This is a genomic window from Rhizobium sp. WYCCWR 11152, assembly GCF_013087615.1.
GTDB classification, from domain to species: domain Bacteria; phylum Pseudomonadota; class Alphaproteobacteria; order Rhizobiales; family Rhizobiaceae; genus Rhizobium; species Rhizobium indicum.
Genome location: NZ_JABFCP010000010.1, coordinates 24,394 through 39,298 on the forward strand (window position 1 = coordinate 24,394; position 14,905 = coordinate 39,298).

At 61.3% G+C, this 14,905-nt stretch carries 14 protein-coding genes and 1 riboswitch; of the genes, 5 read left to right on the forward strand and 9 right to left on the reverse strand.

All coding sequences use genetic code 11. The features are described from left to right. Position 1 precedes the first annotated feature (1 nt). The 6 genes from G9X67_RS20305 to G9X67_RS20330 form a co-directional block, all read right to left on the reverse strand. Complete coding sequence (locus tag G9X67_RS20305) at positions 2-652, reverse strand: urea amidolyase associated protein UAAP2 (protein WP_138333968.1); 651 nt, start codon at positions 650-652, stop codon at positions 2-4. Positions 653-664: 12 nt separating this feature from the next. Then, positions 665-1,486: an urea amidolyase associated protein UAAP1 gene (locus G9X67_RS20310; protein WP_138389977.1), complete on the reverse strand. Its 822-nt coding sequence runs from the start codon at positions 1,484-1,486 to the stop codon at positions 665-667. After that, a complete protein-coding gene (locus tag G9X67_RS20315; protein WP_138333972.1) occupies positions 1,483-2,313 on the reverse strand; it encodes an ABC transporter ATP-binding protein in 831 nt (276 codons plus the stop codon). The genes G9X67_RS20310 and G9X67_RS20315 overlap by 4 nt, the downstream gene beginning before the upstream one ends. Next, on the reverse strand, positions 2,310-3,128 hold the full coding sequence (locus G9X67_RS20320) for an ABC transporter permease subunit (RefSeq protein ID WP_138389976.1): 819 nt from the start codon (positions 3,126-3,128) through the stop codon (positions 2,310-2,312). The genes G9X67_RS20315 and G9X67_RS20320 overlap by 4 nt, the downstream gene beginning before the upstream one ends. Before the next feature lie 65 nt (positions 3,129-3,193). Continuing rightward, positions 3,194-4,267: a putative urea ABC transporter substrate-binding protein gene (locus tag G9X67_RS20325; RefSeq protein WP_138333976.1), complete on the reverse strand. Its 1,074-nt coding sequence runs from the start codon at positions 4,265-4,267 to the stop codon at positions 3,194-3,196. Between the two features lie 74 nt (positions 4,268-4,341). Next, positions 4,342-4,450, reverse strand: a riboswitch (guanidine-I (ykkC/yxkD leader). Positions 4,451-4,662: 212 nt separating this feature from the next. Further along, positions 4,663-5,580 carry a helix-turn-helix domain-containing protein gene (locus tag G9X67_RS20330; protein ID WP_138333978.1) on the reverse strand — a complete coding sequence of 306 codons (918 nt, stop codon included), beginning with the start codon at positions 5,578-5,580 and terminating at the stop codon, positions 4,663-4,665. An 86-nt stretch (positions 5,581-5,666) separates the two neighbouring features. Between G9X67_RS20330 and G9X67_RS20335 the strand changes: the two genes are divergently transcribed. From G9X67_RS20335 to G9X67_RS20355, 5 genes are all read left to right on the forward strand, one after another. Then, a complete protein-coding gene (locus tag G9X67_RS20335) occupies positions 5,667-6,941 on the forward strand; it encodes an extracellular solute-binding protein (protein WP_138333980.1) in 1,275 nt (424 codons plus the stop codon). A gap of 89 nt (positions 6,942-7,030) precedes the next feature. Further along, the gene (locus G9X67_RS20340) at positions 7,031-7,891 is read left to right on the forward strand and encodes a sugar ABC transporter permease (protein WP_138333982.1); all 861 of its coding nucleotides are present in this window, start codon (positions 7,031-7,033) and stop codon (positions 7,889-7,891) included. Further along, positions 7,888-8,724, forward strand: coding sequence for a carbohydrate ABC transporter permease (locus G9X67_RS20345; protein ID WP_138333984.1), 837 nt, complete (start codon positions 7,888-7,890; stop codon positions 8,722-8,724). The genes G9X67_RS20340 and G9X67_RS20345 overlap by 4 nt, the downstream gene beginning before the upstream one ends. Positions 8,725-8,748: 24 nt before the next feature. Next, entirely contained in the window at positions 8,749-9,831 is a 1,083-nt protein-coding gene (ugpC, locus tag G9X67_RS20350; RefSeq protein WP_138333986.1) for a sn-glycerol-3-phosphate ABC transporter ATP-binding protein UgpC, read from the forward strand. Between the two features lie 39 nt (positions 9,832-9,870). Beyond that, positions 9,871-11,874, forward strand: coding sequence for an aldo/keto reductase (locus tag G9X67_RS20355; RefSeq protein ID WP_138333988.1), 2,004 nt, complete (start codon positions 9,871-9,873; stop codon positions 11,872-11,874). Positions 11,875-11,917: 43 nt separating this feature from the next. Here the strand turns inward: G9X67_RS20355 and cydX are convergent, their stop codons facing one another. The 3 genes from cydX to G9X67_RS20370 form a co-directional block, all read right to left on the reverse strand. Continuing rightward, positions 11,918-12,040, reverse strand: a complete 123-nt coding sequence (cydX, locus tag G9X67_RS20360) for a cytochrome bd-I oxidase subunit CydX (RefSeq protein ID WP_017957645.1) — start codon at positions 12,038-12,040, stop codon at positions 11,918-11,920. Positions 12,041-12,140: 100 nt separating this feature from the next. Then, on the reverse strand, positions 12,141-13,295 hold the full coding sequence (gene cydB, locus G9X67_RS20365) for a cytochrome d ubiquinol oxidase subunit II (RefSeq protein WP_138333990.1): 1,155 nt from the start codon (positions 13,293-13,295) through the stop codon (positions 12,141-12,143). A gap of 6 nt (positions 13,296-13,301) precedes the next feature. Further along, positions 13,302-14,882 carry a cytochrome ubiquinol oxidase subunit I gene (locus tag G9X67_RS20370; RefSeq protein ID WP_171599515.1) on the reverse strand — a complete coding sequence of 527 codons (1,581 nt, stop codon included), beginning with the start codon at positions 14,880-14,882 and terminating at the stop codon, positions 13,302-13,304. Positions 14,883-14,905: the final 23 nt, after the last annotated feature.

Sequence of the window (14,905 nt, forward strand, 5' to 3'; positions counted from 1 at the left end):
ATCAGTCCTCACCGTCCCAGATCAGCACCCGGATCGGCGTCGGATCGAAGCCGTTGCAGGGATTGTTGATCTGCGGGCAGTTGGAGACGACGCAGAGCACGTCCATCTCCGCCACCAGCTCGACATAGTCGCCGGGCGCGGAAATGCCGTCGACAATGGTCATCTCGCCGTTCGGCTTGATCGGCACGTTCATGAAGAAATTGATGTTTGGCACGATATCGCGCTTGCTCATGCCGTGTTTGGTCACCTCGATCACGAAATTGTCGCGGCAGGCATGCAGGTATTTGGTGCCGTGGCCAAAGCGCACCGTGTTGCTCTCGCAGGAGCAAGCGCCGGCTGATGTATCGTGGCGGCCGCAGCTGTCGGCCGTCATGACCAGCATGACGTTGCCTTCGTTCGAGATGATCTTCGTGCCGGTGCCGATATAGGCGCCACCTTGCGCCCGCATCGTATCCTGGTTGGAATACCGCTCGGCAAAGTCATCGGCGCGATAAAACAGCGTGTCGATCGCCTGTTGGCCGTAGCTGTCCTCGATGCGGATGGTCTGACCCTTGCGCACGATGCCGGACCACGGCGCTTCGGCCGGGATGAAATGTTCCTGCACGGCATTTTCCAGGCTGCGCGAAGCTGAAGTCTTGATGAAATCGGTCATCGTCATCCTCCCTCAGGCCAGCATCGAGGCGTTGTTCTCGAAGCCGCGAAGGGCTTCGGCGGTCGCCGTGCGCGAGAGGTCGTCGATTGCGGGGGCGGGGGCGCGAAAGCGCGTGACGATCACCGGCTTCGGAGCATAGACCGGGTCGGGATCGAGCGGATGCGGACAATTGGAAAAGCCGACGATCATGTCCATTTCGGCGCGCAGTTCGGCATAGTCGCCGCTGTTGGAGAGTTTGCCGCGCCAGTGGAAGCCACCGTCATCGTCGACGCGGACGGGAGCGAAGAGATTGAGAATTGCGGGAATATCGCGCCTGGTGAGACCAAGCTTGCCGGCGACGAGCACGAGATTGTCGCGGGTGTTGCGGCTCTTGACGCCAGGATATTTTGCAGCGTTCGAAGCTGCGGTCGAGCCGCCCATCAGGCAGTCGTGAGCGCCGGAGCTATCCTCGATCAGCGAAAACATCACTCGGCCCATGTCCGAGAAGATAACGCGGCCCTTGCCGAGGGCGGTTGTCCACTGCACCTTGACCGTATCGACGAGATTGAGCCGTTCACTCGTGTCAGCGGCGTTCCAGGCGACGAGCGCCACGGTCGATCCGCCTTCGCCCTGATCAATGCGGAGAGCCTCGCCGCGCTTCAGCGCGGTCGACCAGTACCAGCCGCCGGGGATGGTTTCCTGATGGATGATCGCAGCCGCATCGATTGCGGGGGCGGGAAGGGGGCTCGGCGCCGGCAGGGCCTTTGGGGCAAATTCCAGCCCCTTCTTCTGGTGTTCCTCGTAGCGCTGCCGGTTGGCGGCAATTTCTTCGGGCGAACGTCTGACATGCATCATGGTTTTTCTCCTGACGGACTGGAAGCCGGGTCGTCCCGGCGAAGGCCCAGAGAAATGACCGGGCCGTCCCGGTCGGGGCTGAAGATGGAGGGCGCGCCGGCAAGCCTGGGCGGCCAGATGGAAATGTCCTTGGTGATCGTCGCGCCGTAGCGCTCCTTTTCCTCCGGGCGGTCGCGCTTGCGCTCGAAGGCGACGACGCGCGTTGCCAGCGTGAAGGCCTCCCGCATGTCGTGCGTCACCATGACGACGGTCATCTGCGTTTCGTGCCAGAGCCGCTTCATCAATGTGTGGATCTCGGCACGAATGCCGGGATCGAGCGCGCCGAAAGGCTCGTCGAGCAGCAGCACCTTCGGCTTCATGATCAGGGCCTGCGCCAAAGCCAGGCGCTGCTGCATGCCGCCTGACAGTTGCGCCGGATATTTGCCCTCGGCACCGGATAGGCCGACCTCGCCGATCAGTCGCCGCGCTTCGTCGACGGCGTTGCGACGGGCAGCGCCGAAAAGCTTGGCTTTATAGCGAGACGCTGCGAGTTCCCGCCCAAGCAGCACATTGCCGAGCACTGTCAGATGCGGGAACACGGAGTAGCGCTGGAAGACGACACCACGATCCGGCCCTGGCTCCTGTGGCAGAGCTTCGCCGTCGAGCAGGATCGTCCCTCGCGTTGGCCGCTCCTGGCCGAGCAACATGCGCAGGAACGTCGACTTGCCGCAGCCGGACGGGCCGACAAGCGCGACGAAGGCGCGCGAAGCGACGGTCAGCGACACATCTTCGAGTACGATCTGGTCGCCATACTCTTTCCAGACCTTTTCGATCACCAACTCGCTCATGCCTGCTTCTCCAGCTCAGACCAGGGGAAGACGGCGATGCGGATGCGATCGAGGATATAATTCATGATCACGGCGAGCAGCGTGATCCAGACGACATAGGGAAAGATGACGTCCATCGAGAGATAGCGGCGGACGAGGAAGATGCGGTATCCGAGGCCGGAATCCGACGAGATCGCTTCGGCGGCGATCAGGAACAGCCAGGCAGGACCGAGCTGAAGCCTGAGGCAGGTGATCAGCCGCGGCAGGATCTGCGGCAGCACGACACGAAGACCGATCTGCCAGGAAGAGCCGCCGAGCGTTTCAGCCTTGACGATCTGTTCGCGCGGCAGTTCCAGCGCCTTCAGCGCAAGGTCGCGGATCATCGTCGGCGCAACGCCGATGACGATGAGCGCGATCTTCGAGGCTTCGCCAAGCCCCATGGCAATAAAAAGGATCGGCAGCAGCGCCAGCGGCGGCACCATCGAGATAACGGCGACGAAGGGCGAGAGCAGCGCCCTGAGATACGGCAGCATGCCGATCAGCATGCCGATGATGAGCGCGGTGACTGTCGAGATACCGAGGCCGGCCAACAGCCGGATCAGGCTCGCACCCGTATCGGACCAGAGCAGGTATTGTCCGGTGCGCGGATCGGCGATGAAGGCCAGGCGATCGATCGCATCGGCAAAACCGGCAAGACCGGGCAGCAGTTTGTCGTTGGCGTTTTCCGCCAGCCGTGCCGCCGAGCCGAAAGTGTAGGCAACGATCAGCAGCACGAAGGGCAGCAGCGTCAAGGCAAGCTGCGCGCCCCGGCTCGGCCTCGTGTTGATCCAGCGCATAGGGATAGCTCCGCTGATGAAGGGTAGGCGGTGCGGTCAACGCCGCACCGCTGCTTTGACATGGCTCAGAGCGAACCGTCGGCGGCGGCCTTCATGTAGGTCTCAGTGAAGCGCAGCTTGACGTTGCCGCTGTCGCCGAGGACCTTGCCATCAGGCATTTCGATGCCGATGACGTCGGCCGACGGCGCGCCATTGCCGAGCAGGCCTTTTTCGAACAGGAAGTTGCGGACAAGATCCATTGTTTTCGGCAGGCTGCCCGAGGCAGTGAAGGCAACGGCATCGGCCGGCTTGGCAAACAGCTTGGTGGCGGCAAGCTGGGATTCGAAGCCCTTGAGATCGGTGCCTGATGCCTGGCCCATCGCCTCGCGCGCAGCCTTGCCGTCGGCACTGTCCGCAGTCAGCAGTGCTGCGGTTTCATACCAGATGCCGGCGAGCGCCTTGCCGAAATTCGGATTGTCCTTCAGCACGCCTGAATTGGCGACCATCAGGTCGATGATCTCGCCCGGCACCTGCGAGCTGTCGAAGACCTTCTTGGCCGTGGGATCCTCGAGGATGGTCGAGACCAGCGGGTTCCAGGTGACGACCGCGGTCACGTCAGCCGTCTTGTAGGCGGCGACCATATCGGCGTCGGAGGTGTTGACCACTTTCACGTCGCGCTCAGTCAGTTTGATGCTCTCGAGCGCGCGAGCCAACAGATAATGCGAGACGGAAAATTCGACGAGATTGACGTTCTGGCCCTTGATGTCGGCAAGGCTCGCCTTGTCCTTGAGGATGACGGCATCATTGCCGTTCGAGAAGTCGCCGACAATCACGGCCGTGGTATCGACGCCGCCGGCAGCCGGGATCGACAGGCCGTCCATATTGGTCAGCGTCACGGCGTCGAAGGCGCCGGCGGTATACTGGTTCATCGATTCGACGTAGTCGTTGAACTGGGTCACCTCGATCTTGATGCCGTATTTGTCGGCCCATTTCTTGACGATGCCGTGATCGGCGGCGTAGCCCCAGGGCATCCAGCCGACATAGATCGACCAGGCGACCTTGAAATCGGTCTTCTGTTCGGCCTTGGCGATGGAGCCGAGCCCGAGCGCCAGGGACGCCGTCAGTGCGGTAATCGATAGGATCTTCGAAAAAGTCTGCATTGAAATTCCCCTTTTGCTTTTCTTCAAAAGGGATCGGCAATGACCATCGTGCCGCCAATCCCTTGGCTTACGAGGTCTCCCGGGCTTTTGTCCCGCCGTGCACCCGGCGGGATGTCTCCCCTGCCGGTGGTAGCTCTCGGACCAGCCACGCCTTGCGACGCCGGAACCCTAGCCACCAACTCTGCAACTATCGAAGCAAAGTGCGTGCCAAATTATAAATCATTGATTTTATTAAGAGTGCGATGGCACCAATTTCCTGGCAAATGCAATAGTGCATGCACTTGCACAGAAAATGGGCGTATTCTGCCGCCACCTTAGGCGTTGGCTCTTTTTTGCCCAGTGAAAAATAAGTCGCAGGCAGACGCACAGAACGCCGAATTGCGGCTGGCCCTGAGCTAGTTCCGGAAAGCGCCGGCCGGGACCGTGGTAACCAGCCGGATATCGCGGCGGAAGTCCGACGGCGACATGCCGGCGATGTGGCGGAAGGATTTGTTGAAGGCGCTGATCGAGCCGAAGCCGCTGTCCATAGCCACCTGCAGCACGTTGGCGCCCTCGCTCATCAGCATCGCCTGGGCGCGCGACAGCCGTAGCAGCGTCACATATTTGCTGAGTGTCATGCCAGTCGATCGCTTGAACAGGTTCATCGCATATTTCGGATGCAGGTCGGCGGCGCGGGCGATATCGACCGAATCGATGTCGTGCAGGAAATTGGCGGCGATGAAATCGCACATGCGCGCGACGCTGCGCGAGGAATGCGGATGCGGGTGATCGCCCTCGAGATTGATGGTCGCCTGCGACGTCATCGAATAGGGTTCGAGCGCAATGCGCTCGATGCGTAGCAGCAGCTCGTCGACGGCGTGCTGGGCCTTGGCGGGATCGCCGGAATTGGCATAGCGGAACCAGCGGGTGAAGTTTTCGTTGTCGGCGGCATCCGTTGCCGAGGTCAGCAGCGTCTCACCCTTCATAAGCCGGCTGGAAACGCTGATCGGCAGGCGCAGCCGGAAGAAATAGACGAGCGGCAGATGGGCGCCGGCATAGAGCGAATCGTCTGAGGATTCGTCCATCTGATGCGGCTGACCACCCCAGAAGAGGCACATTTCGCCCGCGTTCAGCCGGAATTCGTGATCGCTCATCCGGTAGTGCACGGTGCCGCGCATCACGTAGTTGACTTCGACCTGCGCATGCCAGTGCGGCATGGCCATGACGGGCGGATGGGCATGAAACATCTGCAGCGCTGTCGGCAAACCCTCGATGCTGCTCGCGCCGGGCTGGTAGATTGCACGTGTGCCGACCTTACTTTCCGCCAAATTCATGTTCCCTTTTTAGGAGACACCCGCTCCCTTACAGATAGTCTAACCGCGTTCGTGAAAGATCGGCAATTGAAAAGGGAGGATTTTCAATGCGCTTCAAACTTCTCGCTGCGACCGCAGCTGTCGCAGTGCTTGCTTCCGGCTCCGCATACGCGCAGTCGGCCAATCTCACCATCTGGAGCTGGAATGTCGCCGCGTCGGCATTGAAGTCCACGCTTCCAGGCTTCAACAAACAGTTTCCCGATATCAAGATCACCGTCGAGGACCTTGGCAACGCCCAGGTCTTCGATAAGACGCTCGCGGCCTGCGCCGCCGGCGGCGACGGCCTGCCCGACATCGTCAGCATCGAGAATTTCGAAGCTGAAATCTTCTGGAGCCGTTTTCCCGATTGCTTCGCCAATCTGAAGGAGCTCGGTTACACGCCCGACATTCAGGCGAAATTCCCCGAATTCAAGCGCACCGAGCTTGAAGTCGGAGACGTCGCCTATGCCATGCCGTGGGATTCCGGCCCTGTCGCCGTCTTCTATCGCCGCGACCTCTACGAAAAGGCCGGCGTCGATCCGAGCACGATCAACACCTGGGATGATTTTATTGCCGCCGGCAAGAAGATTTCCGCCGCCAACCCCGGCGTCGTCATGGCGCAGGCGGACTTCAATGGCGACAGCGAATGGTTTCGCATGATCGCCAACGAGCAGGGCTGCGGCTACTACTCGACCGACGGCCAGTCCATTACCATCAACCAGCCGGCCTGCGTTTCCTCACTGCAAAAGGTGAAGGAAATGAAGGATGCCGGCACGCTGACGGCGGCCAATTGGGACGAAAAGATCCAGGCCAATACCGCCGGCAAGGCCGCAAGCCAGCTGTATGGCGGCTGGTATGAAGGCACCCTGCGTTCGACCTCGCCCGATCTCAAGGGCAAGTGGGGCGTCTACAAGATGCCGAGCCTGACGGCCGATGGCCCGCATGCCGCCAATCTCGGCGGTTCGTCGCTCGCTATTTCCGCGACCTCCGCAAACAAGGACGCGGCCTGGAAATTCGTCAACTACGCCCTCGGCACGAACGAGGGTCAGGTAACGATGCTGAAGGAATTCGGTCTGGTGCCATCTTTGCTCTCGGCCGTTCAAGATCCCTTCGTCAACGAAGCACAGCCCTATTGGGGCGGTCAGAAGGTCTGGGCTGATATCCTCGCGACGCTGCCGAAGATCGTGCCGAGCCGCGGCACCGCCTTCCAGAGCGATGCCGAAGCCATCTTCAAGGCGGCGCAGACGAAGTTCTTCTCCGGCGGCTATCCCGATGCGAAGGCGGCTCTCGACGATGCCGCCAACCAGATCGCTTCGGCGACCGGCCTTCCGATCGCGCAGTGAATGACGAAGCCGGGCGCTTGACGCGCCCGGCTTTTTCCCCGCCGCGCGAGGCGGGCGACCATTCATTGGTTTTGTGAGGAGAAGGCTCGATGCCGTTCAGAACCCGGAGCGCCTATGCGTTCCTCGCCCCATATCTGCTGGTCTTTGCCACCTTCTGGGTCTGGCCGATCATCAATTCGTTCCTGATTTCCTTTCAGAACACCCGCATCAACCCGTGGAAATATAGTTTCCAGGCCAACTGGGGCCGGCTCTTCTACGACCCGGCCTTCTATAATGCCCTCTACAACACGCTGATCATCCTGGTGATCCAGGTGCCTGTCATGATCGCGCTTGCGACCGTTATGGCCGTCATGCTCAATTCGCCGCTCCTGAAAGCGCGCCCGCTCTTCCGTTTCGCCTTCTTCGCCCCTGTGGTCGTCGGCGAGGTCGCCTATGCCGCGGTGTTTCGGCTGATGTTCAGCCTCGATTTCGGGATCATCAACAAGCTGATCTCGGCCGTCGGTCTCAGCCCGGTCTCCTGGTTCGACAATGCCAATGCCGCCATGGCGCTGATCATCCTTGCCGTCACATGGCGCTGGGCTGGCTACAACGCCATCATCATCCTCGCCGGCCTGCAGTCGATTCCCGACGATGTCTACGAGGCAGCGACACTCGACCGGGTGAGCAAGATCCAGCAATTCTTTCATATCACACTGCCGCTCCTGAAACCGATCATCCTCTTCTGCGTGGTGCTCTCGGTGATCGGCACCATGCAGCTCTTCGCCGAGCCCTTCCTCATCACCAATCGCGGCGGTCCCGGCGGCGGCACGGAGACGCTCGGCCTGCTGCTTTATCGCCAGGGCTTCACCTCGCTGAACTTCGGCTATGCCTCGGCGATCGCCTATACGATGGCTGCCCTTGCCGTAGCGATCTCGCTTCTCAATCTCTGGGTCGGGAGGGATCCGAAATGAAATCCAAATCTCAATCCCTTCTGCTGCGCCAGATCGCGTTGCATGCCGCACTGGCGCCGCTTGCGATAATCTGGCTGTTTCCGCTCTGGATGATGTTCGTCTTCTCGACAATGCCCGATAACGGCATCTTCAGCCCTGACATCGTGCTTTGGCCATCGACCAATTTCGTCGAGAATTTCAAGAACCTGCAGGCCGATACCGATTTCATCGGTGCCATGGTGATCTCCATCGGCGTCGCGCTCATCTATACGGTCCTGTCGGTACTGCTGACCTCGATGGCGGGCTGGGCGCTGGCACGTTACCGTTTCGTCGGCCGCTCCATCGTCATCGCCATCATCCTCGGCACCATCACGCTTCCCTTCTCCGTGGTCGTCATCCCGCAATTCATCATGGTGGCGCGCGAGTTCAAACTGGCAAACACCTGGGTGGCTCTGATCGTGCCGCCGCTGTTCAATTCGCTCGGCGTTCTGTTCATGCGGCAGTCCTTCTCGATGATGCCGGGCGAGCTTTTCGATGCCGCCCGCGTCGAGGGCGTCAAGGAATGGCAGATCTTCCTGCGCATCGCCCTGCCGCTGGCGCGCCCGACCATGGCCGCACTGGCGATCATCCTCTTCCTTGCCTCCTGGAACAACTACCTCTGGCCGCTGCTGATCAATTCCAGACCGGGAATGATGACGGCGCCGGTGGCGCTCGGAACGCTGATCGGCCTCACCAAGGTCTCCTGGGGCGGCATCATGGCCGGCGCGGTGCTCCTGACGGCGCCGATCCTGGTCATCTTCGTGGCTCTTCAACGCCATTTCATCGCCGGCATCGCGGCCGGCGCAATCAAATAATCGGGCAAATAATCGGGAGGCTGCATGGCAGAGCTTTCACTCAGCAACATCGTCAAGCGCTTCGGCGGCTTTGAGATCATCCACGGCGCCAATCTGGAGGTGAAGGACGGCGAATTCGTCGTCTTCGTCGGCCCGTCCGGCTGCGGCAAGTCCACGCTGCTCAGGATGATCGCCGGCCTCGAGGACATTACGTCAGGCGAGCTTCAGATCGGCGGCAGGGTCGTCAACGACGTCGAGCCGGCCGATCGCGGCATCGCCATGGTCTTCCAGTCCTACGCGCTTTATCCGCACCTGACCGTCGAGGAAAATTTGAGCTTCGGCCTGCGCATGAACGGCAATCCGAAGGCCGACACCGAGCGGCGCGTGCGCCATGTCGCAGAGATCCTGCAGATCACCGAGCTGATGAAGCGCCGGCCGAAGCAGCTTTCCGGCGGTCAGCGCCAGCGCGTCGCGATCGGCCGCGCCATCGTCCGCGAACCACAGGTCTTCCTGTTCGACGAACCTTTGTCGAACCTCGACGCCGAACTGCGCGTGCAGATGCGCGTCGAAATCTCCAGGCTGCACAAGAAGCTCGGCACGACGATGATCTACGTCACCCACGACCAGACGGAAGCGATGACGCTCGCCGACAGGATCGTCGTGCTGCGCGCCGGCAATATCGAGCAGATCGGCGCGCCGCTCGACCTATACGATGATCCCGCCAATCAGTTCGTCGCCGGCTTCGTCGGCTCGCCGAAGATGAATTTCTTGAACGCCGTGGTGGTTGAAACGCAGCCGGGCAGGGCGGTGATCGCGCTGGAAAGTGACGCCAATACCCGCCTGACGCTGCCGGTCGCCGATCCCATCGAAGCCGGCGCAAAAGTGACGCTCGGCATCCGTCCCGAACATTTCGTCGATGCGGGCACGGGCGATGCCGACCTCACCGTCACCATCGACGTCGCCGAACACCTCGGCAACACCAGTTACATCTACGCCACCATTGGTCCCGAGCAACTGATCATCGAGCGGCCGGAATCGCGCGTCGCCGGCAATCGCGACACGCTGACAGTCGGCCTTCCCGCCAACCGCTCATTCCTTTTCGACGGCGCCGGCAAGCGGCTTCGCTGAACTAAAATCCCAGGACAGAAAGACGAAAGAGGATTTTCCATGACTTCAGATCAACCGATCCGCTGGGGCATCATCGGCCCCGGCACCATCGCCCGCACCTTTGCAGACGGCGTCGCTCATTCGCGCACCGGCAGACTGGTGGCGATCGCCACCCGCAATCCTGCAAAGCCAGGTCTTGCCGAAAATTTCCCCGGCGCCCGCATCGTCGATGGTTACGAGGCGTTGCTCTCCGATAAGGAGATCGATGCGATCTATATCGCCGTCCCGCACACAGGCCATGCCGAATGGGCGATCAAGGCGGCACGTGCCGGCAAGCACATCCTGGTGGAAAAGCCGATCGCGCTGTCGGCCTACGATGCCGAAGCGGTTTACTACGAGGCGAAAAAAGCCGGCGTCTTTGCCGGGGAAGCTTTCATGTACCGCGTACATCCGCAGACGGAGAAGCTGGTCGAACTCGTCAAAAGCGGCGCCGTCGGCACCGTTCGCATCATCCGCTCGAGCTTCGGCTTCAACATGGGCAGCTATAAGCCGGAACACCGGCTTTTCGCCAACGACACCGCCGGTGGCGGCATTCTCGATGTCGGCGGTTATCCGGTCTCGATGGCCAGACTGATATCAGGCGCCGCGGAGGGCAAGGCCTTCCTCGAACCGGAGAAGGTCTCGGGCGTCGCCCATCTCGGCCAAAGCGGCGTCGATGAATGGGCATCTGCCGTCCTCAAGTTCCCGAACGAGATCATCGCCGAAGTCTCCTGCTCGATCATGGCGCAGCAGGACAATGTGCTGCGCATCATCGGCTCGGAAGGCCGGATCGAGGTCCAGGACTTCTGGTTCGCCTCCGGCCACAAGGGCGGCGTCGGCAAGATCGAGATCTTCAAGGGCGGCAAGCAGGAGACCGTCGAACTCAGGGAGGATCGCTGGCTCTATTCCTTCGAGGCGGATGCGGCGGGCGATGCCATCCACGCCGGCAAGACCGAATTCAGCTCTCCCGGCATGAGCTGGGCGGATTCGATCGGAAACCTGCGTGTACTCGACCAGTGGCGCGCCTCGGTCGGTCTTGAATACGGCGTGGAAAAAGCCAGCAAGCGCACGGTAAACATTGCCGGCGGCACGGTCGCGCGCGGCAACAGCGTTCCGCAGCGTCAGATTCCCGGCATTTCCAAGCCCGCCTCGGTGGTGACGCTGGGCTTCGAGTTCTTCCCGAATTTTGCCTCCGCCTCGCTGACGCTCGACGCCTTTTACGAAGCCGGCGGCAACGCCTTCGACACGGCCTATGTCTATGGCGGCGGCAAGACGGAGGCGATCTTCGGCGACTGGCACACGAGCCGCAAGGTGGCTCGCGAGGAGATCGTGCTGATCGGCAAGGGCGCCCATTCGCCGCTCTGCTATCCCGATATGATCGCAAAGCAGCTCGACCAGTCGCTTGCCCGGCTGAAGACCGACTATGTCGACATCTACTTCATGCATCGCGACAATACCGACGTGCCCGTCGGTGAATTCGTCGACGCCATGGATGCCGAGGTCAAACGCGGACGCATCCGCGGCATATTCGGTGGCTCGAACTGGACGCGGGCGCGCTTCGACGAGGCGATCGCCTATGCCGAAAAGACCGGCAAGACGGCGCCGGCAGCACTTTCCAACAACTTCTCGCTCGCCGAGATGCTCGATCCGATCTGGGCCGGCTGCGTTGCCGCTTCCGATGACGACTGGAAGAAATGGCTGAACGAGAAGCAGATCCCGAACTTCGCCTGGTCGAGCCAGGGCCGCGGCTTCTTTACCGACCGCGCCGGCCGCGACAAGCGGGACGACGAGGAGATCGTCCGGGTTTGGTATTCCGAGCGCAACTTCGGACGCCGCGACCGCGCTATCGAGCTTGCCAACAAACTCGGCCGCAATCCGATCCACATCGCACTCGCCTATGTGATCGCCCAGCCTTTTCCGGTCATTCCACTGATCGGGCCGCGCACCGTCGCCGAGTTGGAAGACAGTCTCTCGGCGCTCGACATCAAGCTCACACCCGATCAGGTGAAGTGGCTGGAAGGCTGAAGCAACAGCAAAGGGCGCGGTTTGAACCGCGCCCTTTGCTTTTCTACTTGCGCGGCTCGGAAGCTTTCTTCCTGGCCGCGTCGTCCATCAGCTCATACCACATGGCGTTGAGGACGGCGAAGGCTGCGGCCAGCGGTAGGCCGAGGATCCATGCAAAATACCACATCGTTTGGTCTCCCTCAGAGCAATTCCAGGAAAAGTGCGAAGCGGTTTCCCGTCCGGAATTGCGTAAAAACAAAAGGTTAGAGCGGTTCTACTGAATCGCTCTAGTAAGCGTGGCTATTTTCATCGGTGATGGACTTCTCATCGACCTTGCCCCACAGAACCTTGTAGACCCAGGCTGTGTAGGCGAAGATGATCGGCAGGAAGATCACCGTCACGACCAGCATGATGAACAGCGTCATGTGGCTGGAGGATGCATCCCAGACCGTCAGGCTCGATCGCGGATCGAGCGAGGAGGGCAGGATGAACGGGAACATCGATAGGCCGACTGTCGAGATGATGCCAAAGATCGCGACCTTGCTGAAGAGCAGCGTCATGACCTCGCGCCTTGCCCGCATGGCAATGAAGGCCAGTGCCGCGCCGACGAAGCCGAGGACCGGCGCGATGATCATCCACGAATGGGCGGCATAATTGGTAAGCCACGCGCCTTTCTCCAGCGCCACGGTCTTCAACAGCGGATTGGAGGGGCCGATCGGGCTGATATCGCTGGTGATGCGATAGCCACCGACGCCGATCCACAGGAAGAGACCGCCGAGTGCGAAAAGCAGAATAACGGCAAGGGCGGCGATGCTGCCATAGCGTCTGGCACGTTCGGCCACCGGGCCACTCGACTTCAACACCAGCCATGCCGCACCATGCATCGTCAGCATGGCTAGGGAAAGCAGGCCGCAGAGCAGCGCATAGGGGTTGAGCAGGGCGAAGAACGAGCCCTCGTAGAAGATCCGCATATCGTCGGCAAAACGGAAGGGCACGCCCTGCAGCACATTGCCGACGGCAACGCCGAAGATCAGCGACGGCACGAAACCGCCGACGAAGAGCGCCCAGTCCCAGCCGCTCCGCCAACTGGCGCTTTCCCGCTTCGACCGGTATTTGAAGCCGACCGGCCGCAGGATGAGCGCGAAGAGGATCGCGAACATCGCCAGATAGAAGCCCGAGAAGGAGACCGCATAAAGCGGCGGCCAGGCGGCGAAGATGGCGCCGCCGCCGAGGATCAGCCAGACCTGGTTGCCCTCCCAGGTGGCGCCGATGGTGTTGATCGCCACGCGCCGTTCCGTATCGGTCCGGGCAACGAAAGGCAGCAGCGTGCCGACGCCGAGATCGAAACCGCCTGTTGTCGCAAAGGCGATCAGCAGGACGCCGAGCAGCAGCCACCAGATGAGACGCAGGGTTTCATAGTCGATGAGTTCGTGAAGGATCATGGCAGGTCACTCCGCGGCCGGGACGAGGGTTTCGGAAATCAGAATCGCTTCCGGCTCGTCGTCCGGCTCCGGTCCTTGCTTGATCGCCTTGATCATCAGGCCCATCTCGATGACGATCAGCGTCGTGTAGAGTGCCGCAAAGCCGATGATCGTCAGAAGCACGGTGCCGGCGCCGAGGCTGGAGACGGCGGCTGCCGTCGGCAGCACGCCTTCGATCACCCAAGGCTGGCGGCCGAACTCGGCGACGACCCAGCCGAGTTCGATGGCAACCCAGGGCAGGGGAATGGCAATCACGGCAATCCTTAAAAGCAGCGGGTACTTGTCGAGATGGCGCCGCGCCGACAGCCAGAAGAAGGTGGCGGTCAGCAGGATGAAGAAGATACCGAGGCCGACCATGATGCGGAAGGACCAGAAGAGTGTCGGCACGTGCGGGATCGTATCACGCGCAGCCTGAACGATCTGCTCCTCGGTCGCCTGGCGCGGATCGTCGACGTAGCGCTTCAGAAGAAGAGCATAGCCCAGATCATGGCCGAGATCCTCGAAGGAAGTGCGCACTTCCTGCGCAACCTGACCCTGTCCCGGGACCGAGCGGATCTGCATCAGCGCGTCGTAAGCCTTAATGCCGTCGCGGATGCGGGTTTCGGCCTGCTGTTCGAGCTTGTCGATGCCGGGGATTTCGGTCGTCAGCGACCGCGTGCCGATCAGGCCCATGACCCAGGGGATGTGCACGGCAAAATGCGTTTCGCGCGCCTCCTGATCGGGGAAGCCGAAGGCGGTGAAGGCCGCCGGTGCCGGTTCCGTCTTCCACATGCCCTCGATTGCCGCGAGCTTCATCTTCTGGTTCTCGGTCGCGAGATAACCGCTTTCGTCGCCGAGCACGACGACGGAGAGTGCCGAGGCGAGGCCGAAGGAGGCCGCGACCGTCATCGAGCGCTTCGCAAGCTCGATATGCCGGCCCTTGAGGATATACCAGGCGGAAACGCCGAGCACGAAGATCGAGGCGCAGACGTAACCGGCCGACACAGTGTGGACGAATTTCGCCTGGGCCACCGGATTGAAGACCACGTCGAAGAAGCTTGTGATCTCCATGCGCATCGTCTGCGGATTGAGCGCCGATCCCACCGGGTTCTGCATCCAGCCATTGGCGATCAGGATCCAGAGCGCGGAAAAATTCGAGCCGAGTGCCACCGCCCAGGTGGCGACGAGATGGCCGACCTTCGACAGCTTGTCCCAGCCGAAGAAGAACAGCCCGACGAAGGTCGCCTCCAGGAAGAAGGCCATCAGACCTTCGATCGCCAGCGGCGCGCCGAAGATGTCGCCGACATAATAGCTGTAATAGCTCCAGTTCATGCCGAACTGGAATTCCATGACGATGCCGGTGGCGACGCCGAGCACGAAGTTGATGCCGAACAGCGTGCCCCAGAATTTGGTCATCTGCCGCCAGATCTGCCGGCCGGTCATGACATAGACGGTTTCCATGATCGCCAGGAGCACGGACAGGCCGAGCGTCAGGGGCACGAACAGGAAGTGGTAAAGCGCCGTCAGCGCGAATTGGAAGCGCGAAAGTGCTACGATATCTAGTTCCATTGTCTTTCTCCCACGGTCCCACG

Coding starts and splice junctions, on each gene's coding strand:
- G9X67_RS20305 (WP_138333968.1), bottom strand. CDS start 652: ATGACCGATTTCATCAAGACTTCAGCTTCGCGCAGCCTGGAAAATGCC.
- G9X67_RS20320 (WP_138389976.1), bottom strand. CDS start 3,128: ATGCGCTGGATCAACACGAGGCCGAGCCGGGGCGCGCAGCTTGCCTTG.
- G9X67_RS20345 (WP_138333984.1), top strand. CDS start 7,888: ATGAAATCCAAATCTCAATCCCTTCTGCTGCGCCAGATCGCGTTGCAT.
- G9X67_RS20355 (WP_138333988.1), top strand. CDS start 9,871: ATGACTTCAGATCAACCGATCCGCTGGGGCATCATCGGCCCCGGCACC.
- G9X67_RS20315 (WP_138333972.1), bottom strand. CDS start 2,313: ATGAGCGAGTTGGTGATCGAAAAGGTCTGGAAAGAGTATGGCGACCAG.
- cydB (WP_138333990.1), bottom strand. CDS start 13,295: ATGATCCTTCACGAACTCATCGACTATGAAACCCTGCGTCTCATCTGG.
- ugpC (WP_138333986.1), top strand. CDS start 8,749: ATGGCAGAGCTTTCACTCAGCAACATCGTCAAGCGCTTCGGCGGCTTT.
- cydX (WP_017957645.1), bottom strand. CDS start 12,040: ATGTGGTATTTTGCATGGATCCTCGGCCTACCGCTGGCCGCAGCCTTC.
- G9X67_RS20330 (WP_138333978.1), bottom strand. CDS start 5,580: ATGAATTTGGCGGAAAGTAAGGTCGGCACACGTGCAATCTACCAGCCC.
- G9X67_RS20325 (WP_138333976.1), bottom strand. CDS start 4,267: ATGCAGACTTTTTCGAAGATCCTATCGATTACCGCACTGACGGCGTCC.
- G9X67_RS20370 (WP_171599515.1), bottom strand. CDS start 14,882: ATGGAACTAGATATCGTAGCACTTTCGCGCTTCCAATTCGCGCTGACG.
- G9X67_RS20340 (WP_138333982.1), top strand. CDS start 7,031: ATGCCGTTCAGAACCCGGAGCGCCTATGCGTTCCTCGCCCCATATCTG.
- G9X67_RS20335 (WP_138333980.1), top strand. CDS start 5,667: ATGCGCTTCAAACTTCTCGCTGCGACCGCAGCTGTCGCAGTGCTTGCT.
- G9X67_RS20310 (WP_138389977.1), bottom strand. CDS start 1,486: ATGATGCATGTCAGACGTTCGCCCGAAGAAATTGCCGCCAACCGGCAG.